The organism is Stenotrophomonas sp. Steno-C15, assembly GCF_056393265.1.
In genome coordinates this window covers 96676-119794 of sequence record NZ_JBWJPF010000006.1, presented here as the reverse complement: position 1 = coordinate 119794, position 23119 = coordinate 96676, and the positions used below count along the sequence as shown (strand labels likewise).

The window sequence follows — 23119 nt, the reverse complement described above, 5'->3', positions numbered from 1 at the left end:
TACTACAGCGAAGCTGGCCTATCGCTGGACCGAGAAGGCCCGCTGGCGCCCAGGTGGTTAGTCAATTGCACTTGACTTTGTTGCGCAGGGTGTGGTTGTCGTCCCGCTCCCTTCGGGCCAAGGCTTCGCTGTGCCTGGCAATCTAGTACACTGATGCGCTGGCTAGATTTTGCGGTCACCCTGAACACCCAAGCCTTTGATCGAGCAGTGAATCGTGGCCGCGCCACTGCGTCTCCTCATTTTGAAGTGGAAGCGATGACAAGACAGACGGAAGCCCGAGCAATCAAGGACGATGAGATCGATCTCCGAGAGATCCTTGGCACGATTCTCGACCGGAAGTGGTTGATTGCGGCGGTCACGGGGCTCTTCTTCTTGGTGGGGACGTTGTATGCACTGCTCGCCACTCCGGTCTACCAGGCCCAATCGATGGTGCAGGTGGAGTCCAAGATGCCCGGCATCCCCGGGCTTTCCGAGCTCACTTCGATCGGCGTGACAGGTGCGAGCCCGGCAGCAACCACCGAAGTTGCGCTGCTCACCTCACGTAGCGTGATCGGCAAGGCCGTGGATGACCTGCGTCTGGATATCAGCGTGGCTCCGTACCGGTTTCCTTTGCTGGGCGACTATTTTGCGCGCCGCTTCATGCCCGAGAAGTCGGGTGAAGTAGCACCTGCCAAGTTTGGTGCAGAGAGTTACGGATGGGGCGGAGAATTGCTTGACGTCCAGCGGCTCGACGTCCCTGAAGCTCTGATCAATCGGGAGCTGGTGCTGCGTGCTGCCACGGATGGCGCGTTCGTCCTGGAAGATGACGACGGCCGCGTCGTGCTCAAGGGGAAGGCGGGAGAAAGTGCCCAGGGGGGGGGAGTGACCATTGAGGTGGCGCAACTGCGTGCATCGCCTGGTACACGCTTCAGGGTCATCAAGCTCCGTCGCCTGGATGTGATTTCTGGCCTGCAACAGGCTGTGGTTGCCGCCGAGCAGGGCAAGGACTCGGGCATCCTCAAAGTTACATTCGAGAACGAAGATCCCGAACTGGCCGAATCTGTTGTTCAGCGTGTTGCCCAGGCCTATGTGCGTCAGAACGTTGATCGTGGGTCTGCAGAAGCGGCGGCACAGCTTCAGTTTGTGAAGGAGCAACTCCCCATCGTGCGCAAGCAGGTGGAAGAAGCTCAGCAGGCGATGACCAACTACCAGTCACGCGCCAATTCCGTTGACATCACCATGCAGACCAAAGGTCTCCTGGATCAGGAAGTGGCTGTGGAGGGCAGCATCCAGCAGCTGCGCTTGAAGCAGGCCGAGATGGATCGGAGTTTCACGCGAGAGCACCCCGCCTACCGTGCACTGCTGCGCCAGATCAGCGAACTTGAGAGCCGGAAGTCCGGCTTCCAGCGCCAGGTAAGTAGCCTGCCGGATACGCAACAGGAGTTGCTGCGCTTGACCCGCGACCTGCAGGTGAGCAATGAGCTTTACACCGCGCTGTTGAACCAGGCGCAGCAATTGGATGTCGCCCGCGCAGGCACGGTCGGCAACGTGCGCATCGTGGATCCGGCCGTAGTTGATACAACCAATCCGGTGAAGCCGCGTAAGGCCCTGATCATTGCTATTGCTACGCTGCTGGGCGCTTTCCTGTCCACCGCCTTTGTCTTCCTCCAGCGTATGCTCAACCCCGGCATCGAAGACCCAGCCGACATCGAGGCCATGGGCTTGCCGGTCTACGCGGCCATCCCGCTCAGTGCGTCCAGCACGCTGCCAAAGCTGCGCAAGGGCAAGCACGGAACGCGCGTAATCGCCGATGGTCGCCAGCATCTGCTGGCCGTTTCAGCTCCCGCTGATCCGACGGTGGAAGCGCTACGCAGCCTTCGTACCAGCCTGCATTTCGCCATGCTGGAAGCGAAGAACAACATCCTGACCATCTCGGGTCCACGTCCTGGGGTGGGCAAGACCTTCGTTTCGGCCAACTTGGCGGCAGTAATCGCGCAGGCAGGGCAGCGTGTGCTGGTGATCGATGCCGACATGCGCAAAGGCACGCTCCATAACATTCTCGGCGTGTCGCATCAGAACGGTTTGTCGGACGTGCTGGGCGGCAAGCTCAGCGTTGAAGACGTGATCCACCCGGTATCCGGCTTGGAAAGCATGCACTACATGGTGCGTGGCAACATTCCACCGAACCCGGCCGAGCTGCTGATGCACCCACGCTTCGCGCAGCTCCTGCAGGACATGTCGAACAAGTACGACCTGGTGATCGTTGATACGCCGCCAATCCTGGCCGTCACCGATCCGGCGCTGGTGGCGACCCATGCCGGCTCGAGTCTGCTGGTAACCCGCTTTGGCGTGAATCAGGCCAAGGAGATCGAACTGACACTGCAGCGCTTTGAGCAGAACGGCGTGCAGATCAAGGGTGCAATCTTCAACGCCGTCGAGAAGCGTGCCACTGGCTACTACAGCTATGGCTACTATGAATACAAAACCGACGGCAAGGAGTAATTCCCTGCCATCGGAGGGATGAGGAAGCCGACGGCAAGGTGTCGGCCCTCTGTGTGTTTCGTGGGCGAGGATGCTCCGGGCACCATTCACATCAAGGAAGGCCCCGATGCGTGACATTCTCATCTGTGGCGGTGCCGGCTACATCGGTAGCCACATGGCCCAGCACTTGGCCGAGCAAGGGCACCGCGTCACGGTGTTCGACAATCTGTCCACCGGGCATCGCGAAGCCGTCGCCTGGGGGGAGTTGGTTGAGGGCGACTTGCTGGATGCTGCATCGTTGCAGCGGCTGTTTGCCGGCCGTCGCTTCGATGCAGTGATGCACTTCGCCGCACAGTCGTTGGTTGGTGAATCCGTACGTGATCCCTACGCGTACTATGCCAACAATGTCGGCGGAACAATCAACCTGCTGCAGGCAATGCGCAAACATGGCACTGAGCGCATCGTGTTCTCGTCTACGGCAGCGATCTTTGGTGAGCCGTGCTCAGCGCTGATCGATGAAGACCATCGCAAACAGCCCATCAACCCCTACGGCGCCAGCAAGCAAATGGCCGAGCGCGTACTTGCAGACGCTGCTGCCGCATACGGCTTGCGTTCCGTGAGCCTGCGTTACTTCAACGCTGCCGGGGCGCTGCCGGAGCATGGGATCGGGGAGGCGCACCGCTGCGAGACTCATCTGATACCCAATGTGCTGCGTTCGATGCTTGGCCAAGCAGGACGTCTCCAGGTATTCGGACGCGATTACGACACCCCCGACGGCACTTGTGTGCGGGATTACGTCCACGTGCAGGATCTTGCCCGAGCTCATGCGCTGGCACTGGACTACATGGACACGGAGCCCGGTGCACATGCGTTCAACCTTGGTAACGGGCAGGGTTTCTCTGTGCTGGATGTGATCCAGACAGCTGCGACCGTATCCGGCATGCAGGTCCCCTACGACATCGCTGATCGACGTCCAGGTGATCCTGCGCGATTGGTGGCGTCCGGCGAGCGGGCGCGCCGGTTGCTGGGATGGCAACCGACATGGACCGAACTGGCGCCAATCATCGAGAGTGCATGGCGCTGGCATCGTGAGCCTGCAGTGTGGGGCAGGGTCTGAGTTCAGCGCTGTCACGCCGTGCGCATCGGCGTATCATCGGCGAATGATGCAAGACCGCGCCCCCTTTGCCGACATTCCGCGCTGGCGGCATTACTGGAGTCTGATGCGCGCGGATCGTCCGATCGGCACGTTGCTGCTGCTGTGGCCCACCTGGTGGGCGCTGTGGCTGGCGGCAGGCGGCATGCCGCCGCTGTGGACCCTGTTCGTGTTCACCGCGGGTGTCTGGCTGACCCGCTCGGCGGGGTGTGTCATCAATGACTACGCCGATCGCTGGCTCGACCCGCATGTGGAGCGCACCAAGGCCCGTCCGCTGGCGACGGGGGCGATCAGCGGCCGTGCCGCGCTGGTGCTGTTCGCGGTACTGATGCTGGTGGCATTCGGACTGGTGCTGACCCTGAACGGGCTGACCATCGGCATGAGCTTCATCGGCGTGTTCCTGGCCGCCAGCTATCCCTACCTGAAGCGCTATACGCACCTGCCGCAGGTCTATCTGGGCATGTCGTTCGGCTGGGGTATTCCCATGGCATTCGCCGCGGTGCAGGGCGAAGTGCCGCTGCTGGGCTGGCTGCTGTACGCCGGCAACATCCTCTGGTCGACCGCGTATGACACCTGGTACGCCATGGTCGACCGCGAGGACGACCTCAAGATGGGCTCGCGCTCCACGGCGATCCTGTTCGGGGACCTGGATCTGGTGATCCAAGGGGTGCTCTACGCCCTGTTCCTGGCGACCATGGCGCTGGTCGGTGTGCGCGCCGGCCTGGGGAGCTGGTACCTGTCCGGCCTGGCGGTGGCTGCGGCGCTGGTGGTGTACGAATTCTGGATCTGCCGCAACCGCGAGCGGGGGCCATGCTTCAAGGCGTTCCTGCACAACAACTGGGTCGGCGCGGCGCTGTTCGCCGGTATCGCGCTGGATCTGGCGCTGCGCTGACAGGCGCAGCCGGGAAGGGGCGCGTACCGTCCTACGACCAATAGGCGACTGACAGCCCCCGCCGCGAGGCCGAGAATCGAGCCATCGAACCTGGGAGGGTAGGTGATGGCCTCGACGGCAGCAGTGCAGGATGGCTGGATGGCGCGCGCAGCGCTGCGCTCGGCCTCCTGGGCGGAAAAGTGGTTCCCTGATGCCTACGTGTTCGCAGTGCTGGGCGTGGTCATCGTCGCCCTGGCAGCCATCGGCTTCGGTTCCACGCCGCAGACCACGGCCAGTGCCTTTGGCGATGGCTTCTGGAGCCTGATTCCGTTCACCATGCAGATGGCCTTCGTGGTGATCGGCGGTTATGCCGTGGCCACTGCGCCTGTGGTGGCGCGCTTCATCGAACTGCTGGCGCGGGTGCCGCGCACGGGGCGCGGTGCGGTGGTCTATGTAGGCCTGGTCAGCATGCTGGCTTCGCTGCTCAGCTGGGGCTTCTCGCTGGTGTTCGGCGGTCTGCTGGTGCGTGCATTGGCGCGCCGGACCGATCTGCGCATGGACTACCGCGCCGCAGGTGCCTCCGCCTACCTCGGCCTGGGCGCGGTCTGGGCGATGGGCCTGAGTTCTTCGGCTGCGCAGCTGCAGGCGAACCCGGCCAGCATGCCGCCGGGGCTGGTGGAGATCACCGGCGTACTGCCCTTCACTGAAACCATCTTCCTGTGGCAGTCGATCGTGCTGACCGCGGCGTTGATCCTGGTGTCACTGCTGATTGCCTGGTTGACCGCGCCGGCGACTGGCAGTGCGCGCACCGCTGAATCGTTTCCCGGTGCGGCGCAGGCCGAGCCTGAGCCGCTGCAGCGCCGCACGCGCCCCGGCGAATGGCTCGAATACAGCCCGCTGCTGACCGTGCTGCTCTCGTTGCTGGCCTTCGGATGGCTGTTCAACGAGTTCGCCAACAAGCCGGTGGTGACCGCGATCGCCAACCTCAATACCTACAACTTCCTGTTCATCTCGCTCGGCCTGCTGCTGCACTGGCGCCCGCGCAGCTTCCTCAACGCGGTGGCCAAGGCGGTGCCCAGCACGACCGGTGTGCTGATCCAGTTCCCGCTGTATGGCGGCATCGCGATGATCCTCACCCACGCGGCCGGCGCCGATGGGCAGACGCTGGCGCACCGGCTGTCCAGTCTGTTCGTGCACATCGCCAGCACCGATACGTTCGCTCTGGTGATGGGCGTGTACTCGGCGGTCCTGGGCTTCTTCGTTCCCTCCGGCGGCGGCAAGTGGATCATCGAAGCACCGTACGTGATGCAGGCGGCGAACGAACTGAAGGCGCACCTGGGCTGGGCCGTGCAGGTGTACAACGCCGCCGAAGCGCTGCCGAACCTGATCAATCCGTTCTGGATGCTGCCGCTGCTGGGCGTGCTGGGCCTGAAAGCCCGCGACATCGTCGGCTTCACCTTCATCCAGCTGCTGGTGCACATCCCGCTGGTGCTGGGCCTGCTGTGGTTGCTGGGCATGACGCTGGATTACGTGCCGCCTGTGATGCCATGAGGTGCTGCGCCCGCTGCGCGGCCGGGCCGGGCGGGCGCCGCTGAATGGGCCACAGCCTCTGCGGGCATGAGCACATGCCGATCCCGAATGAATCCTTCAGCCGCTTGCGGCACAAGGGGTCACGCCGGTTCATTCACGCGCATGCACATTTCTGTAGCTGCGTCACAACGCATGGTTAACCCACCGCTGCAGACGATGGCCGCAACCACCGCATTCCGCGAGTGGCACTGGAGATACCGCAATGGGCCAGCACAATCAGAACCAGCAGAACCAGCAGAACCAGAAGCAGCAGGATCAGCAGGATCAGCAGGGGCGCGGTCGCGATCAGCAGCAGCAACAGCAGCAGGAACAGCAGCAGCGCGGCCAGCGCAACCAGCAGCAGGGCGGGCAGGACGAGGAAGAGTGACCCTCGCGTCCCTGTCCAGCATCGCCTGAAGCCCCGCCTTGTGCGGGGCTTCTCATTCCAGTGTGCCGATCCGCTCCAGCACGGGCGCCGCCGACATGTCGTTGGGATTGGTACCCGGTACGCCCTGCGGTACGTCCATGCCCATGCTGCGGTAGAGGTCGATCCAATGCCGGGCGATCTTCCCGGTCTGCGGATTGCGGAAGTTCATCGGCTGCAGCGCGAATACATGGTGGGCACGGAAGGCACGTTCGATGAAGTCCGAGCAGTAGTAGCTGTCATCGTTCGGCACGTAGGAGGCGTTGTAGGGCCTTCCAAGCAGGGTACGCGCGGTGGCGACGGCGTCGCCGATGGCAGCGTTGTGCGGTGCGCGCAGGCGGTAGACCACGATCTGCCGCAGCCGGGCGCGCGCGTCCTGCTGGAACGCAGCCAACGTCTGCCGGCGCGAGCCCTTCTCGTCCGCATGCAGCACTTCCCAGCCCTGCGTCGTGGCGGCCACCAGACCCACATGATCGAAACCGGGATGAGCCTGCGTACCGGTCGCATCATCGATGGCAGCGCTCAGGCCACTTTGCCCTGCGGTGACGAACAGCAGGTCGCCCTCCTGGAGATCCACGGCCGTCGCCGCGGCAGCGGGCAACAACAGGGCGAACAACAGCAGGATGCGGCGCATGGAGGGTCCGGCAACGGGAGGAAGCGCCATTGTAGGTTCCTGCACGGCACACGGCCCGTTCAGCCCCGCCGATGCGGTACGGCGCGTACCTCCCAGCCCAATTCCGCATCCCGCAGCTCGCCCGCGGGTACATCTCCCATCAGCACCTGCAATCCCCGTGCGTTGGGCAGGTCCTTCTGTTCGGGGAACCAGCGCCGGTCGGCGGCAACGACGATCAGCAGGCCCTCGTCATCGCCCATCGGTGCGAACTGGGCCGAGGGCGCGCTGATCGGTTGCAGGCCGAAGCGCCCGGCGGCCTGCAGGCGCACCGAATCGACATCGTGGCTGGGCAGACCGACTTCGCTCAGGCAGGTCATCTCACTGCCTTGGAAGGCGCCCTCCTGCGGACTGCACGGAAGCCGGCGCCGGCCGATCAGCTCCAGGATCAGTCCATCCGGGCCGGTGAAGTACACCGACTGCGATTGCCAGCTGCTTTCCAGCGCGAAGTAGTCCAGTCCTGCCGGGTTGCGCTGCAGCGGCGTACGCTCGCGCAGCCAGGTCATGGCGGCCGCGAAACGGTTGTCCGGCACGTTGAAGGCCAGGTGCACGCCGCCGACCGCGACGTCATCGGCCAGCCGCAGCTCGATCGTGCTCCAGCCGATGCGGATGCGGTTGCCGCTGACCGGCAGCTGCAACACATCGCGGAAATAGGCTGCCACCCCGGTGACGTCGGATACCGGCAGGGTGAGATGCAACAGACGCATGGTCTCTCCGCCTCGAAGCGTGCGCTGACAGTGTAGTGGCACGGGCCTTCGCGCGCCGTCGTCATCCGTGCAACACGGCGTCGCGAAGCGCTATGGTCGCGGCTTCAGGGCGGCCTCGAAGAACCGCTGCGCCTCCGCCACGGCGCGTGCATGCGTCTGCGCTCTTGGCGTCTGGCTGCTGCACAGGGCGGGCAGTCGCTGCTGGCCCAGCGGCGTGCATTCGGACAGGAAGTCGTAGTGGCCGACACCGGGCAGGACATCCAGTCTCGCCTCCGTGATGGACGCCTTGGCGACCTCCGCGTTGGTGGCTGCAGGAGCGACCGTGTCCGCCGCGCCCTGGATGATCGACACCGGTTGCCGCAGCGCCTGCAACTGCTGGGGCGGGAACGCCTGCATGATCGCCGGTGCCATCAGGAACACGGCGCGCACCCCCGGGACCGGGCGGGCATCATCGGCGTGGGCCATCCACGGCGCCAGATCCGCTGCTGCCGCCGCGGCCTTGCGAGCCTCCAGGGTGTGCGACGGCGCCTCGCTCTGGGGCTGGCACACACCGTCATCCGGATGGGCTTCGCAGAAATCACGCAACCGCCGCAGGTCCGGTCGCGCCCCCGCCGCCAGCAGGGCCGTGTAGCCTCCGGCCGAGAAGCCCATTACACCGATCCGCTGCGCATCCACGTGCGGCCCCAGCTTGGGATCGGCCTGCACGGCGGCCAATGCGGCGCGCAGATCATCCGCACGCAGCCAGCTCAGCATGCTGCCCTGCAGGGTCAATTCATCCACGCCGTTGTTGCCGGGATGGTCGACGGCGATCACCAGATAACCAGCGCGCGCCAACGCGGTGCCCAGCCAGCCCATCATGCGGGCGCTGCCGCCGTTGCCATGCGAGAGCAGCAAGGTCGGCAGGCGGCCACCGGTAATGGCGGCCTCCGGCGCCGCCTGGCCCACCACGAACAGCGGTGCATCGGGCGGACCGATACGCAGTGGCACTTCGCTGCTGCCCGCCATAGCCGGATACCAGACGGTGTAGCGAAGCGTATCGCGCTGCTGCGCGTCGCGTACCGCAGCGCTGGCCACGGTGGTCACCGCCTGGTGTTCGCCGGCCAGGCCACTGCCGGGGACGCCGGCGAGCGACGCGGGGGCAATCAGGACCAGGCCCAGCAGCAGGTGCATCAAGCGCATCGCACGACTCCTTTCAGTGTGTTGCATTCATCAGGGGTGGGGGTCCACGGGCAGCCAGATCTCCACACCGCCATTGCCGCTGTGCTCGTCGAAGCGGGCGTCGTAGCGTTCCAGGTCCGGCGCCGCGGCAAGACTCAATCCGGAGGTGGGCAGATAGTGATCCAGCAACCAGAACCAGGTGGCGCGGATGGACGAGATGTGGCCGTCATGCCAGGCCACCAGATAGCGGCGCGCGGGAATCTGCAGGCGCTGCCAATGTGCTGGAATCGAGGTCAGCGCGGCGCTGGGCAATGCGGCCAGGTAGGTGAATCCGCCGTCGTCATCGCTGTCGTGGCATACACCAAAACTGACCGGTGCGGGTTTGGGCCACTCCCGGTTGAGCTGCGCCCATTGGCCAGGGATGGCGCCACTGCTGTGGCGGGTGTGGCGCATGCCGATTCCGGCCACCTGGAACGAAGGCGTGTCGAGCAGGCGCGGTGCCACGCTGCAGGCGGTGGGAATGTCGTCCACGCGCGCCGCCTGCACCAGGACCAGATCCGCAGTGCCGGACTCGCGCACCCGTTCGGGGGTCTGCCCGAACTGCTCGCAGAAGGCACGGGTGAACGCGGCATGCGTGGAATAACCGGCGTCCATCGCCACCGGCAGGATTTCGTCGGCACCGTCGGCCAGCCGCTGCGCCGCCATGCTCAAGCGGCGGCCGCGCAGGTAGCGCATCACCGACGTGCCGGTGCGCGCGTGGAACAGACGCGACAGATGGAAGGGCGACAGGCCAGCGGCTGCCGCGATATCGGCCAACGCCAGCGGACGGCCCGCATGGGTTTCGATGTACCACAACGCCTTGCCTGCCGCGCTCATCCCGCCATCCCCGCTGCACTGTCCGGCACAGTAGCGGATCGGCTGCCGCTGCGCTTAGCAGTTCTTGCGCAGTGGATGGCTGACATGGGGAGAGAACCGGGCCGCCGGTCGACTCCGGCAAAGTCCCCGGCCGGCCGGGAGAGCCGGCCCGCCGGGGATACCACACAACGCTTTACCGCCTTACTTGGTTTCTTCCCACTGCACGACGTCGGGCTCGGCGGCGCGGATGCCGGCGGTCGACAGCAGTCGTGTGGTCGCGTCCAGTGCGGCGTTCACCGATGGGTACTCGACGATCGCACGGCCGGAGGCCTTGGACACCTTCACCACGGTGCCGCCGGTGGCCGTTGCCGCGCGCTGTGCGGAGGCTGCATCGGTGAAGAAGACCTTTACCCGGGAGGTGGCCACCACCGGCGCGCCGTCGCTTGAAACGGCGGCGGCGAACTTGCCGGCACCAGCATCCAGACGTGCAGCGGCACCGGTGCTGCTGGCGTCGGTGGAGCGCTTGCTGCGGGTACCGGTGGCGGGCGCCGGTGCGTCGGTCGAGGGCGTGATGCGGAACTCACCGCCCTTGGCCTGCTGCACGGTAGCCGACGGCGCCAGCTGGAAGCGGGTCGCGCCCACGTTGAACGCGCGGCCCGTGGCCCTGGCCTTCAGTTCCTGTGCGTCCACGGCAGACAGGCTCCGGGCTGTGGGGGCCTGGGTCGAGCTCTGCGCCCAGGCGGTAGAGGAGATCGCCGCGACGGCGAGGGTGGTCAGCAGAATTGTCGTCTTCATCATCAGTGCCCCAGAACGCGGATCTTGAAGAATTCGAGGCTGCCGCGCGACGCTGCGTTCGCGGACTGCCCCATGTCGGTCACTTCCAGGGTCCAGGTGCCGTTGCCGGTCTCATCCAGGAAGGCGTTGCTGGACAGCAGGTCCCAATTGGTGAAGTTGCGCTGGATCGCCACGGAACCCGACAGGCCGGAGCCGATCGAGGTGAACGCCGGTTGCACCACGCTGCGCGTACCGCTGGGTGAAACCAGCACGAACTGCAGCTGGCGGGTGTTGCTGTGATTCACCCGGAAGCCCAGCTGCACCGATTCGACGTTGCGTGCGACATTGGCCAGCTGCACCGTCAGCCGCGCTGCCGCAGCGGAGGTGTTGCCGATGGCGACCCGGCGCGTGGTGTTGCGCCATCCGCTGTCCACCAGCGGCCCCAGCGACTGGAAGTTCTCTGCGACCTCCACCGCGCGCGCCGCGTTGACCACGCCGAAGCCGTACCAGTTGCTGTAGGCCCGGTTTGCAGCGTTGACGGTCCAGCCCGGCACCAGCGTGCGTCCATCGGCGAGTGTCACGGCAGGCTGGTTGGGATGGTTGCGGGTCGCCGTGGTGGCCAGGATGTACTTCACGTCGCGGTAGGTCAGGTTCGGATTGGTTTCCAGCACCAGCGCCGCCACGCCCGACACCATCGGCGCCGAGGCCGAGGTGCCGTTCATCTTGGCGGTGTAATTGCAGGTGCTGTCGACAGCGGACTGATTGCCGTCCAGTGTGTTGCGCAGGCTCGTGTTCTTGTTGCTGCCCTGCGCGCAGCCGGTGACATCGGTGGTGACGATGGCCGGATCGTAGCGGACGGCAGGCTGGCCCGGGACGACCTGCCGCTGCCAGCCGTACTCGCCACCGAATGCGGACACCCACAGCGCGGCACCGGTGGACGAATAGGACGAACGCACGCCGTCGGCGCGCACCGCACCCACGGTGATCACATTGAACAGATTGTTGCGGGGGTCGCGGCCGGCAGGCACGCAGCCGGTGCCGCGGTTCTTGGTGTCGGTGGTGCAGACATCCTGCGTCTGGCTGATCGATGCGTTGTTGAAGTTGTTGCCGGCGGACTTCACGTAGATGCCGCCGCTGCCGCCGCGCGTGCCGGACAGCGCCTGCTCGTACGCGCGGATATCGTTCTCGCTGAACGCGAACGGCAGGTTCGGGTTGCCCGGGCCTGCGCCCCAGCTGTTGTTGAACACCTGCACGTCGGCGGCCTCGGCGCCGTCCCACCACGAGTACTCGATGTTGGCCGTCTGGCTGCCGCTTGCATCGGAGGCCAGTACGTTGAAGCCCTTCAGCGTGGCCGCCGGGGCCACGCCGCGCACGCCCACGCCGTTGGCGCCCACCGCGCCGGCAATGCCGCCGACCATGGTGCCGTGATTGTCCACATCCGGAGCGGAAGGGGAGGGGTTGTTGGAGTTGTTGGCAAAGTTCTTGCCCGCCACGGCTGCCACATTGGCGGCCAGGTCCGGGTGGGCGATCTGCAGGCCGTCGTCGACGATGCCGATGATCACCCCTTCGCCGCGGATGCCATTGCGGAACAGCCCATCCACGTTCAGATCATTGCCGGCAACCGGGCGCGTGTCGCCCTGTACGGCCTGTCCGGTGTTGAGCAGATGCCACTGGATCCCGGCCAACGGATCGGCCTGCTGGGCCTGGGCGGTCACGGCCAGGCTGCCCAGTACCAGGGCAGTGGCCAGGGCCAGCCGCGCGGAGCGCGGTGGCGCGGAGTGGTGCGTGTGTCGCTTCATACACGAATCCTTCTGTTGTGAATCGGCATGGCAGGACGGCGGGACGGAATTGCCCCATCGCAACGAGCCAAACGCGACACAACTGAGAACCCCCTACCTCTTCACGGCAGCAATCTGCAGATGTGCCGATTGCGTCACAAACACTCATGCCCCGCGGTAATGACGACTGCGCATTCCTGTTGTAAGGCCGAGCCTGGCCTCGTCGCAGAACCGAAGGCTCATCGCGCGCCTTCACCACCGACTGTGCTACCAAGGCCCCTGCACTTCCCCGCAATGGAGCAGGACGATGGTCAATCCGCTGGCCCAGGCCCATCGTGGCCTTGGCACGACGCTGTTCAGCCTGTTGAACCCGATCCCGTTCGGCTTCTTCGTCGGCGCCCTCATCTTCGATGCCATCTACCTCAACTCTGCCGAGGTGATGTGGGGCAAATCCGCGGCGTGGCTGATCACGTTCGGCCTGCTCATCGCCATCGTGCCGCGACTGATCAACCTGTTCGCCGTCTGGCGCCGGGGCAACACTGCCACGCGCATCGACCGTCTCGATTTCCTGCTCAATCTGGTGGCGGTCGCCCTGGCCATCTGGAACGCCTTCGTGCACAGCCGTGATGCGTATGCGGTGGCCGTTCCCGGCACGATCCTGTCGGCGCTGACCGTTGCACTGATCGGTCTTGGCCATGTCCTGTTGTCACTGCAGCCGCCGGTGCTGCAAGGAGGCCGTCATGGTTGATCGCATCGTGCCTGCTGCAGGCGGGCTGGTCCTGGCCGCAATCCTGTCGGCGTGTGCCGGCAAAGCCGAATATCACCCCAGCGAACAATCCGGTGCGCATCCGCCGCTGCCGGCGCCGGAGAACTACCTGATGCCGCCCATGCAGGTACCGCGCGGGGTGGGCTGGGCCGATGGGCAGGCGCCGTCGGTGGCCGACGGACTGAAGATCGAGCGCATCGCTGCCAACCTGCAGCACCCGCGCCGCCTGCTGACCCTGCCCAATGGCGATGTGCTGGTGGTGGAAGGCAACGGTCCGGGCACCGAGCCGGTCACCACCCCCAAGCAATGGATTGCCGGCAAGGTAAAGGCGCGCTCGGGCAAGGCCGGCAAGGGAGGCAACCGGGTCACGCTGCTGCGGCGCGCGCCCGGCACTGCCACATGGAGCCAGCACGTCTACATCGAGGGCCTGCATTCGCCATTCGGCATCGCCCTGATCGGCGACACGCTGTACGTCGCCAACACCGACAACATCATGAAGTACCACTACGTGCCCGGCGAAACGCGCATGTCCGACAAGGGCAGCGAATTCACCGACCTCCCCAGCACCGTCAACCACCACTGGACCAAGGATCTGCTGGCCAGCCGCGATGGCAGCAAGCTGTACGTGGGTGTGGGCTCCAACAGCAACATCACCGAAAACGGCCTGGCCATCGAGTACCGGCGCGCGGTGGTGCTGGAGGTGGACGTGGCGACCAGCGGCAGCCGCATCTATGCCTCCGGCCTGCGCAACCCCACCGGCCTGGACTGGGAACCCAGCACCGGCAGGCTGTGGGCAGTGGTGAACGAGCGTGACGAGATCGGTGCCGACCTGGTGCCGGACTATCTCACCTCGGTACAGGAACATGGTTTCTACGGCTGGCCGTACAGCTACTACGGCCAGCATGTGGACGAGCGTGTGCAGCCGCAGCGGCCGGATCTGGTGGCCAAAGCGATCCGCCCGGACTACGCCATCGGTTCGCACGTGGCACCGTTGGGGCTGCTGTTCTATACCGGCCAGGCACTGCCGGCGAAGTACCACGGCGGCGCCTTCATCGGCGAACATGGCAGCTGGGACCGCTCTCCGCTGAGCGGCTATGAAGTGGTGTATGTGCCGTTCAAGGATGGCAGGCCGACGGGGCGTCCGCAGACCGTGGTCAGTGGCTTTGCCTCGGAGGACGAGAAGACATTGAGGGGCGCACCGGTGGGCATGGCCATCGACAGCGAGGGCGCCCTGCTGGTGGCCGACGACGTCGGCGATGTGGTGTGGCGTGTGTCGGCCAGGTAGCTCTGCAGAGTCCAGCCATGCTCGACTGCTCTGGATCTGGCTTCTGTAGGGCCGAGCCCATGCTCGGCCTACGCGCGCAGCGCTGGGTTTCCGCGTACAGGTCGAAGAGCAGCCGAACGTGGGCCCGGCTCTACAGTTCCGTGGTACCGCTGCGGATCCCGCTGAACACCGATTCGGCCGCAAACCCGACGCCGCCCAGCAGCACGCCGAAGTACGCAACCGTGGCGACCAGGAAGGCATAGCCGGCCGCCACCGCCGCGCCATCACGCTGGATGAAGCCGATGGCGAAGGACATCAGGGCAAGTGCCGGCAGCGTGTTGCTGAAGGGAATCGGCCCGGCCGGCGCCATCAGCAGCAGCGTGGCCACGATCAGGGCCAGGTTGTTCAGGCGCATCATTCTCTTCGAGCGCACCATCACCGCCAGCCGCATCGGTCGCGACAGGCGCTCCATGCGGTGCACCCACTTCAGTGCGCGGCCAAGGTTGGCCTTCAGCTTGTCGGTGGCGATCTCGCGACGGGCCAGCTTCCGGGGCACCCACAGCGGGCGGTTGCGCACCCGGCTCAGGCCGATCAGCAGGATCGAGGCACCGAATACGGTACTCAGCCCGGGAATCGACACCGGAATGATGAAGATGGCCGAGAGCAGGATCACGATCAGCAGCAGGCCTTCATCGCCCAGCGCGCCGAGCAAGGTGCCGACGCTGACCTGGTCACCGGGCAGCTCGTCGATCATCTGCTCGATCTGCTGGGCCAAGGGGGCGCTGTCGTTGGTTTCGGGGGCACGGTAGGTCATGCGTCGCAAGCTTCTCCAGGGAAGGGCGGTCAACGGGCCGTCCTGCGGTGTGGGACGCACAGGCTCTGGCAGTATCCCGGCCAACGTGGGCAAAGAGGTGAACCGGGCATGAGGGGGTAAACTGGCGTGCCCCGCATGAGTTGAACGCAATGGACATGGGCCGCAGGCAATCGACCGTCGAACTGGTCGCCATCGACATGGATGGCACCCTGCTGGATCCCACCCACGCGCTCACCGCACGCGCCAAGCAGGCTATCGCGCAGGCGCGCGCGCTGGGCGTGCACATCGTGCTGACCAGCGGCCGCCCGGTCCCCGGCCTGGCGCCGTTCCTGCACGAACTGGGCATCGATGGCAACGACGACTACTGCATCGCCTGCAACGGCGGCCTGGTGCAGCGCATCGGCACGCGTGAAACGGTGGTCGAGTACCCGCTCAGCTTCGACGATTTCCTGTTCTGCGAGCAGGTGGCGCGCGAACTGGGCGTGCACTTCCAGGCGCTGGACAGCCAGCGCATGTACACGCCCAACCAGGACATCAGCTATTACACGGTGGCCGACTCGCACCTCTCGCGCATGCCGCTGTCGTACCGCCGAGTGGCCGACATGGATCCCACCATGTCCTTCATCAAGCTGATGATGATTGATGAGCCGGAGGTGCTGGACGCGGCCATCGCGCGGTTGCCCAGTGAGCTGACCGAGCGTTTCGCGGTGCTGAAGAGCGCGCCGTTCTTCCTGGAGGTGTTCGATCATCGTGCAGGCAAGGGCCCCAGCCTGCAGAAACTGGCGGAGCACCTTGGGATCGACCGTGCCAACGTCATGGCCATCGGCGATCAGGAGAACGACCTGACCATGCTGCAGTACGCCGGCACCAGCGTGGCGATGGGCAACGCGATCGATGCGGTGAAGGCCGTGGCGCGCTTCGAGACCACCACCAATGCCGACGAGGGCGTGGCGCGCGCGATCGAGCGCTTCGTGCTGCGGTAGGGTCCGGGGCGGTAGGCCGTCTCCTGCGTCGACGCAAGGTTCACACAATGTTGCCGCGTCATGCTTCCTGGCATGGCCCAGTCCGATTCCGCCCAACCACCGATCCGTCCGGGCGTCCGAGCATGCCCGCGCACCGCGCCCTGCGCTGTGCCCAGGGTCGATCTCGACGCCGAATATCAGTTCTGGCAGGTCTATGAGCGTCTTGTCCGCCCCCTACCCGGCGGGGGCCTGCGGCGGGCCTGGCTGGTTCTGCAGGCGGTCTACCGCACCCGCCTGCGATTTCCTGCGGACACCCAGGAAGTCGCGCTCGCGCGGGTCATGTTCGGCAGCAATACCACTGCCGAGCGTTCGGCCGAACTGCAGGACCTCTACGGTCTCGTCAGTCGCCGTCTGGCAGCCGTCGCTGCCCGGGGCAGAGGTGCCTCGCGCAGCGGGGCAGGCGATCGCGCGAGGACCGGACCCCGCTGATGGCCCGCGGCATCCGGCGAAGACATCCAGCCCGGCGTGATACTCGGTGGTACTGACCTGGAACAGGCCCAGCAGTGAGTGGAACAGGTTGTCATGGCTGAACACCCGCGTAGCCGCATCGCGGCGCAGGCACGCAGGATCCAGTTCTGCATGGGAGGCGAACTGCGCGGAGAACCACATGATCATGGGCACCTGGGTCTGCTCCTGTGGCGCGATGAGGTAGGGCGTTCCATGCAGGTACAGGCCGTGCTCGCCGAGTGACTCACCGTGGTCGGAAACGTAGATCAGGGCCACATCGCGGTCGTTCGAGTAGGACTGCAGCAGGTCGATCGCACTGCCGAGCATGCGATCGGTATAGACAAGCGTGTTGTCATACGTGTTGACCAGCGCTTCATTGCTGCACTTCTGGATCTGGTTGCTGTCGCAGGTTGGACTGAAGACACGGGCGTCTGCGGGGTATCGCTGGAAGTAGGTGGGGCCATGGCTGCCCAGCGGGTGCAGAACGACGAGGCCGTCGCCCTGCATGGCTTCGATGCGCGATGACAGCCCGTGAAGGAGGATTTCGTCAAGGCACGTGCCATCGTCGTTGGTACACAGGCTGTCGACCTTCAACTGTGCCATGTAATCCGTCGGCACCCGCGCACACACGCCCTTGCAGCCGCCATTGTTGTTGTCACGCCAGACCACGTCGACACCGGTCTTCCTCAGGATGTCGAGGACGTTCTCCTGCGACGCGGCCCTCTCCGCATCGAACCGTGTGCGCGGCATGGATGAGAACATGCACGGCAGGGAGATCGCGGTGGCGGTCCCACAGGACGATACGCTCTGGAAGCTGATGACGTTGTCCTTGCGCGACAGCATCGGGTTGGTGGGTCTGTCGTAGCCGTTGAGCTGGAAATTCCGGGATCGGGCGGTCTCCCCTACGACGAGGATCACCAGCCGGGGTCGGGGGCCCTGTGCACGCACGGCGTCGTCGGCCAAGGTGCGCAGCGGCTGGAGACGGGCGCGGTGGCTGCTGCCGAGATGGCCATAGGTGTGCCGCACGATGTTCAGTGGCAGTACCTGTTCCCTCAGATAGCGGTTGTTCCGCAGCAGCGATGAATAGTCCTTGTAGAAGCCCAACGCAATGGTGACGAGCACCATCATCGTGGCAAGAACGTTTGCCAGCCACACCAGGGAGGATCGCAGCGGACGGCCGTGATTGCCCGTCCGCATGAGCAGCAGGATGCATGAGGGCAGCACGCCCAGCAGGAGGACGGACAGCACCAGCGGGAGCGAGAAGTAGGAAGCCATCTCGGCCTGATTGGTCTCCAGCACGTTCTGCACCATGCTTCTGTCGATCAGTACGCCGTAATGCAGCATGAAGTAGCTGGCGGCGCTGCTGACGATCAGCAGCAGCGCCAGAAGCGGCTTGCGCAGCAAGGGCAGCATCCCGACGGGTGTCAGCAGGAGGTTGAACAGGCAGAACAGCAGCAATGGCAACGAGCCGATGAACAGTACGCTGCGAAAGCCATGGATCTCCACGATGGACCACAGGCTCTTCCAGAGGGCCATGTTGCCCGCCGTTGCGAAGAACGCGGCCGAGAGCCAGACAAGCGTTACCGGATGTGGCCGATGCCACGTGAAGCAATCGCGCACGTGCAGATCCTGCGGAGCCAGAGAGGCGCGCAGTATCTGGACGCGTTCATCAGGAAGTTGTCAGCTGCGGATGCGGACCCAGCAGGATCACCGCCCATACCAGCGCGACCATCACAAGCACCACGCTCTGCGCAGCGCTGCCCATGTCCTTGGCGTTCTTCGACAGGGGGTGGTACTCGAGCGAGATGCGATCGACCACCGCCTCGATGGCCGAGTTGAGCAGTTCAACCACGAGGCTCAGCAGGCTGACGGCCAGCATCACGGCACGCTCCACCGCGCTGATGTCCAGCACACAGGCGATCGTCATGAGCAGGCCGTGCAGGACAAGCAGCTGGCGGAATGCTGCCTCCCCGCGGAATGTGGCGATGAAACCGTCGCGTGAGTGAATCAGGGTGTGCAGGATGCGTCGGAATCCGGTTCTGCCGTGCCGGTACTTGCCCTCGCCCTGCGGTGCCTGCTGCTGCATTGGTGACCTGCCTCTCCATGAAAAGGTGGCCAGAATGTGGCTGGCAATGTCAGCAAAGTGTCAGGCACGCGCTTGCGGCGAGGACAGGTGAAGCAGGAATCGGCACCCCTGAGCGGATGTCTCCACCTTCATCTGCCACCCAAGGTGCTCTACCACGCGCTGCACGATGGACAGCCCCAGCCCTTCGCCATCCTGGCGTGCGCTGGGAAGGAACCTGCTGAACTGGGCAGGGTCGATGGTCGGGGGCAGGCCCGGACCGGTGTCGGCGATGGCCAGCTCGCCCTCCCGCAGGGTGATGCGGACCTCGCCCCTGTCGGTGTACTGGCAGGCGTTGCGCAGCAGATTCCATACGACGCAATGCGCCAGCTCCGCATGGGTGACCACAGTGACCTCCTCTGGGGCATCCAGCCGCAGTGTCACGGGCTTCCCTGCGAGCCAGGGTGCGCAGCGTGCCATGCACTCCTGGACGATGGCACGCAACGGGACGTCGGTCAGAGAAAGGCTCGCAGGGGATCTGGAGAGCAGCAGCAGGCAGGTCAGCTGGCGTTGCATCTCCTGTGTGGTCCGCAGGATGCGGTCGGCGCTGGGCAGCAGATGGCTGTCGGGCGGCAACTGGTGAAGCAGTGTCTCGGCCGCGCCAGCGATGATGGCCAAGGGCGTACGCAGCTCGTGGCTGGCGTCTCCGGCAAAGCACCGCTCGCGGTGCAGGAACCGCTCCAGCTCATCGCTATGCTGGGCAAAGGCACGCGCAAGAACGCCGATTTCGTCGCGCGCGTCCTGGTACGGGAACGGCTTGGATGTGCGCTGCACCGCCTCGGAAAGTCGGGTGATCGGAGCGATGACGTGGGCCGACGTCAGTCGCCCGATCCAGTAGGCGCACAGTACGCAGGTCAGGATGACCAGTGCGGCGAAGGCATTGATCAGGTGTTCAAGGTAGGCATAGTGCTCGCCGTCCTGGAGCAGGTAGTAGCGCTTGCCCTCGACGTCGAACACCCGCAGGTGCCACTCGTTGGGTGCGGGCTCGCCGTGGTAACCGGGACCATACTGGCGCAGCACGGTCGGCACGTTCTCCTCGTCATAGAGCTGACTGTCATGCGTGACCACGCGTGGTGATCCAAGGCGGATCGCATCCTCCAGCCTGCGCACCTCGCCATCCTGCGCCCGTGAGACCGCCGAGGCGCGTACCTCGTCATAGTCGACGAGCTCGACCACGGCGATGAAGCACATGGCTCCGGCCATCAGCAGCACGAAGGACACCGTGATGCGCGTCCGCAGCGACATCCGTTGATAGATCGACGTCCACGCCGTCGGTCCTGTCGGCATGACCTACTCCGGTTGCCCGGGCGCGGGGTTGGAAAGACGCCAGCCTACGCTGTGTACCGTTGCGATGAGCGGGTAGTCGAAGCGCCGATCCACCTGCAGGCGCAACTCGTGGATATGCGTTCGCAACGCGCCACTGTCAGGCGGCTCGTCACCCCAGATCAGGTACTCCATCTCCTGCTTGCGCACGACGGCCGGCGCCGCCCGCACCAGTGAAACGAGCAGTTTGTGGGCCGTCGGCGTAAGGCTGATCGCCTTGCCGCACCGCCATGCCTGCGGCGAGCGCGTATCCACCTGCAGCTCCTGCCACGCAATCACCGTGTCCACCTGCCGGCCCTGGGCTCGACGTACCAGGGCCTTGATGCGGGCATCCAGCTCGGCCAGTGAGAACGGCTTGACCAGGTAATCATCCGCACCCAGGGCCAGGCCCTGCACCCGGTCGTCCACCTGGTCGCGCGCGGTGAGCATCAGGATCGGTATGGGGTTCTGGAACTCCTGCCGAAGCCTGTGGCACAGCGTCATCCCATCGAGGCGGGGCAGCATCAGGTCCAGCAGAACGGCGTCATAGTCGTTCTCCGTCGCGCGGCGCAGCCCGCTGGCGCCGTCCCGCGCATCGTCCAGCACGTAGCCCAGTGGTTCCAGGAACGCATACAGATTGGCTACCAGCTCAGGATTGTCTTCAATGATGAGCAGGCGTGTCATGGGCCGCGCGCATGAGGAGACATGAAGCCCGAACTTTGGCCGATCCACCGACGTTTGCCAAGCCTCGTCGCCCGTTCCGCCAAGGGCCCGCACGCCATGACTGCGGCATGAAGCAGCTGCGCATGTTCTTTTTCATCTCTTGAGCATTCGCCTATCGTGTGCGGTCCAGCGGGCATCGACAGACGGAGGAAATCATGGAGACCAGACGATCCGCGCGCCTGGTGATCGTCGATGAAGACGGAAGGCTTCTGCTGTTCCGGTACCACGACGAACACCACGCCCCCTTCTGGGCGACCCCGGGCGGTGAACTTCTGCCGGGCGAAAGCTATCTGGACGCGGCGCGGCGCGAGCTCCGGGAAGAAACCGGACTGAACCTGCAGATCGGCAGGCTCGTTGAGGAAAGGGACGCCGTCTATGCGGTCGCCCGTTCGACACCCGCGAGATGGCTGGAGACGTATTTTCTGGTTCACGCTCCGGTACAGCCAGCCATTCGACGTGACGGCTGGACAGAAGAGGAGAACGCCACGATCACAGACTGGAAGTGGTGGCGCGCAGAGGAAATGAGAGAGCAGCCTTCCTGCGTGTTCAAGCCGGAATGGCTGCCGGCATTGCTGGAGCGGCTGCGGTCATGATGCAGCATCATTGGCTCGCCTTCCCCCGATCCAGCTGTCGATAGCCAATCGCCTCGGCCAGATGTGCGGTCTGGATGTTCTCGCACCCGGCCAGATCGGCAATCGTGCGTGCCACGCGAAGAATGCGATGCATCGCGCGCGCTGACAGTTGCAGGCGCTCGATGGCGTGTTCCAGAAGATCCTGGTCGGCCTCGCTCAACCGCGTGCACGCGCGCAGCGCAGCGGGCGGCAGATGCGCATTGAGTCCCCCGCGCATCTGCTGCCGCGCATGCGCAGCCTCCACCCGCCCGCGCACCGCATCACTGGGCTCGCCCAGCGGCGTGCTCTCGCGCAGCTCCACCGCATCCATGCGCGTCACCGCGATGTGCAGGTCGATGCGGTCCAGCAATGGGCCGGAGACACGGGCGCGATAGCGGGTGATCCGCTCATCGGTGCACAGGCAACGGTTGCTGCGGTCGCCGGCCCAACCGCAGGGGCAGGGGTTCATCGCCGCGACCAGCTGGAACCGCGCCGGAAACATCACGCTGCGTGCAGCGCGGGCGATGCGGATGTGGCCCGATTCCAGCGGCTCGCGCAGGGTCTCCAGCGCGCTGCGGTTCCACTCGGGAAGTTCGTCCAGGAACAGCACCCCATGGTGCGCCAGTGATATCTCGCCGGGGCAGGGCGGATTGCCGCCGCCCACCAGTGCCGCAGCACTGGCGCTGTGGTGTGGCGCGCGGAACGGTCGTTGTCGCCATCGCTTCGGGTCCAGCCCTTCGCCACTGACCGAGGCGATGGCCGCCAGCTGCAACGCATCGATCTCGGAGGACGCCGGCAGCAGCCCGGGAAGGCGTGAAGCAAGCAGGGTCTTGCCACAACCGGGGCTGCCGATCAGCAGCAGATGGTGCCCGCCGGCCGCAGCCACCTCCAGCGCGCGCCGTGCATGCACCTGCCCGCGCACATCGGCCAGATCCGGCAGCGGCAGGGGCGTGGTGTCCACCCGCTCAACCCGCGGCAACAGGCGCGGATTGCCCACCCCGGCGCAGCACTCCAGCAACGTGCGGGCCACGCGCACGTCGGCGTGTTCGGCCAGCGCCGATTCGGCCGCATTCCCCGGTGGGACCACCAGGATGCGGCCCGCTTCGGCCGCCGCGATAGCGGCGGGCAGCGCGCCTGCAACCGGGCGCAGCTCGCCGGTCAGGCCCAGCTCGCCCAGGAACTCGTACGGCAGCAGCGACTGCGGCGGGATCTGGCCACTGGCGGCAAGAATGCCCAGGGCGATGGCCAGATCGTAGCGCCCGCCTTCCTTGGGCAGATCGGCGGGCGCCAGGTTCAGGGTGATGCGCCGTTGCGGGAAATCAAAGCGCGCGCAGAGCAGCGCCGCACGTACGCGTTCGCGCGACTCGCGCACACTGGTTTCGGCCAGACCGACGATCTGGGTGGCGGGCAGGCCACCGGAAAGATGTACTTCCACCCGCACCAGCGGGGCCTCGACCCCGGCGCGGGCACGGCTGTAGACCAGGGCCAGGCTCATGTGTGCTTCCTGCAGAGAGAGAGGCTCGATGGTGCGGCCGTCACTCTGTCCGTCGCCATCAGGCATTGCTGGCCAGGCGCCTAGGGCTTTCCTGCGTGGCACGAGGAGGGGGGGGGCACCGACGCGCGCGCGGC

At 65.5% G+C, this 23119-nt stretch carries 21 protein-coding genes; 9 read left to right on the top strand and 12 right to left on the bottom strand.

Going from position 1 to position 23119, the window contains the following annotated elements:
* Positions 1 to 255 precede the first annotated feature (255 nt).
* The 5 genes from AC06FB_RS07370 (at position 256) to AC06FB_RS07350 (ending at position 6441) form a co-directional block, all read left to right on the top strand.
* Complete coding sequence (locus AC06FB_RS07370; protein WP_478053522.1) at positions 256 to 2481, top strand: polysaccharide biosynthesis tyrosine autokinase; 2226 nt, start codon at positions 256 to 258, stop codon at positions 2479 to 2481.
* Positions 2482 to 2587: 106 nt separating this feature from the next.
* Positions 2588 to 3577, top strand: coding sequence for a UDP-glucose 4-epimerase GalE (gene galE / locus AC06FB_RS07365; protein WP_065181485.1), 990 nt, complete (start codon positions 2588 to 2590; stop codon positions 3575 to 3577).
* Positions 3578 to 3623: 46 nt separating this feature from the next.
* Positions 3624 to 4505: a 4-hydroxybenzoate octaprenyltransferase gene (gene ubiA / locus AC06FB_RS07360; RefSeq protein WP_428992314.1), complete on the top strand. Its 882-nt coding sequence runs from the start codon at positions 3624 to 3626 to the stop codon at positions 4503 to 4505.
* A 105-nt stretch (positions 4506 to 4610) separates the two neighbouring features.
* Complete coding sequence (locus tag AC06FB_RS07355; protein WP_180875604.1) at positions 4611 to 6035, top strand: short-chain fatty acid transporter; 1425 nt, start codon at positions 4611 to 4613, stop codon at positions 6033 to 6035.
* Between the two features lie 241 nt (positions 6036 to 6276).
* A complete protein-coding gene (locus AC06FB_RS07350) occupies positions 6277 to 6441 on the top strand; it encodes a hypothetical protein (protein WP_180875603.1) in 165 nt (54 codons plus the stop codon).
* Between the two features lie 52 nt (positions 6442 to 6493).
* Here AC06FB_RS07350 and AC06FB_RS07345 read toward each other — a convergent pair whose 3' ends face one another.
* The 6 genes from AC06FB_RS07345 to AC06FB_RS07320 form a co-directional block, all read right to left on the bottom strand.
* The gene (locus tag AC06FB_RS07345; RefSeq protein WP_414487822.1) at positions 6494 to 7111 is read right to left on the bottom strand and encodes a YiiX/YebB-like N1pC/P60 family cysteine hydrolase; all 618 of its coding nucleotides are present in this window, start codon (positions 7109 to 7111) and stop codon (positions 6494 to 6496) included.
* Between the two features lie 59 nt (positions 7112 to 7170).
* Positions 7171 to 7854: a VOC family protein gene (locus tag AC06FB_RS07340; protein ID WP_340044313.1), complete on the bottom strand. Its 684-nt coding sequence runs from the start codon at positions 7852 to 7854 to the stop codon at positions 7171 to 7173.
* Positions 7855 to 7944: 90 nt separating this feature from the next.
* Complete coding sequence (locus tag AC06FB_RS07335) at positions 7945 to 9033, bottom strand: alpha/beta hydrolase family protein (protein ID WP_478053508.1); 1089 nt, start codon at positions 9031 to 9033, stop codon at positions 7945 to 7947.
* A 30-nt stretch (positions 9034 to 9063) separates the two neighbouring features.
* Positions 9064 to 9888: an AraC family transcriptional regulator gene (locus AC06FB_RS07330; protein WP_065174337.1), complete on the bottom strand. Its 825-nt coding sequence runs from the start codon at positions 9886 to 9888 to the stop codon at positions 9064 to 9066.
* Positions 9889 to 10068: 180 nt separating this feature from the next.
* Positions 10069 to 10665: a S8 family serine peptidase gene (locus AC06FB_RS07325; protein WP_053518156.1), complete on the bottom strand. Its 597-nt coding sequence runs from the start codon at positions 10663 to 10665 to the stop codon at positions 10069 to 10071.
* On the bottom strand, positions 10665 to 12440 hold the full coding sequence (locus AC06FB_RS07320; protein WP_197571368.1) for a S8 family serine peptidase: 1776 nt from the start codon (positions 12438 to 12440) through the stop codon (positions 10665 to 10667). Before AC06FB_RS07320 ends, AC06FB_RS07325 begins: the two co-directional genes overlap by 1 nt.
* A gap of 286 nt (positions 12441 to 12726) precedes the next feature.
* Here AC06FB_RS07320 and AC06FB_RS07315 point away from each other — a divergent pair, with 286 nt between their 5' ends.
* Together AC06FB_RS07315 and AC06FB_RS07310 are read left to right on the top strand one after the other, a co-directional pair.
* Positions 12727 to 13167 (top strand): DUF2231 domain-containing protein, encoded by a 441-nt coding sequence (locus AC06FB_RS07315; protein WP_053518153.1) that lies wholly within the window; start codon positions 12727 to 12729, stop codon positions 13165 to 13167.
* A complete protein-coding gene (locus AC06FB_RS07310) occupies positions 13160 to 14470 on the top strand; it encodes a PQQ-dependent sugar dehydrogenase (RefSeq protein ID WP_197600262.1) in 1311 nt (436 codons plus the stop codon). Before AC06FB_RS07315 ends, AC06FB_RS07310 begins: the two co-directional genes overlap by 8 nt.
* Positions 14471 to 14600: 130 nt before the next feature.
* Here the strand turns inward: AC06FB_RS07310 and AC06FB_RS07305 are convergent, their stop codons facing one another.
* Complete coding sequence (locus AC06FB_RS07305; protein WP_478053507.1) at positions 14601 to 15263, bottom strand: exopolysaccharide biosynthesis protein; 663 nt, start codon at positions 15261 to 15263, stop codon at positions 14601 to 14603.
* A 149-nt stretch (positions 15264 to 15412) separates the two neighbouring features.
* Here AC06FB_RS07305 and yidA point away from each other — a divergent pair, with 149 nt between their 5' ends.
* Entirely contained in the window at positions 15413 to 16246 is an 834-nt protein-coding gene (gene yidA, locus AC06FB_RS07300; protein ID WP_065174342.1) for a sugar-phosphatase, read from the top strand.
* 213 nt (positions 16247 to 16459) lie between these two features.
* On the opposite strand, the gene AC06FB_RS07295 is transcribed toward yidA, so the two are convergent.
* Genes AC06FB_RS07295 through AC06FB_RS07280 form a run of 4 tightly spaced genes read right to left on the bottom strand, consistent with a single transcriptional unit; the run spans position 16460 to position 20840 of the window.
* Positions 16460 to 18352, bottom strand: a complete 1893-nt coding sequence (locus tag AC06FB_RS07295) for a phosphoethanolamine transferase (protein ID WP_478053506.1) — start codon at positions 18350 to 18352, stop codon at positions 16460 to 16462.
* Positions 18353 to 18401: 49 nt separating this feature from the next.
* Positions 18402 to 18818 carry a diacylglycerol kinase gene (locus tag AC06FB_RS07290; protein WP_111187238.1) on the bottom strand — a complete coding sequence of 139 codons (417 nt, stop codon included), beginning with the start codon at positions 18816 to 18818 and terminating at the stop codon, positions 18402 to 18404.
* A gap of 60 nt (positions 18819 to 18878) precedes the next feature.
* Positions 18879 to 20141: a sensor histidine kinase gene (locus AC06FB_RS07285; protein ID WP_262101369.1), complete on the bottom strand. Its 1263-nt coding sequence runs from the start codon at positions 20139 to 20141 to the stop codon at positions 18879 to 18881.
* Positions 20142 to 20144: 3 nt separating this feature from the next.
* Positions 20145 to 20840, bottom strand: a complete 696-nt coding sequence (locus AC06FB_RS07280) for a response regulator transcription factor (protein WP_053518144.1) — start codon at positions 20838 to 20840, stop codon at positions 20145 to 20147.
* A gap of 194 nt (positions 20841 to 21034) precedes the next feature.
* Here AC06FB_RS07280 and AC06FB_RS07275 point away from each other — a divergent pair, with 194 nt between their 5' ends.
* On the top strand, positions 21035 to 21472 hold the full coding sequence (locus AC06FB_RS07275; RefSeq protein ID WP_478053505.1) for an NUDIX hydrolase: 438 nt from the start codon (positions 21035 to 21037) through the stop codon (positions 21470 to 21472).
* 7 nt (positions 21473 to 21479) lie between these two features.
* On the opposite strand, the gene AC06FB_RS07270 is transcribed toward AC06FB_RS07275, so the two are convergent.
* Positions 21480 to 22985 carry a YifB family Mg chelatase-like AAA ATPase gene (locus AC06FB_RS07270; RefSeq protein WP_478053504.1) on the bottom strand — a complete coding sequence of 502 codons (1506 nt, stop codon included), beginning with the start codon at positions 22983 to 22985 and terminating at the stop codon, positions 21480 to 21482.
* Positions 22986 to 23119: the final 134 nt, after the last annotated feature.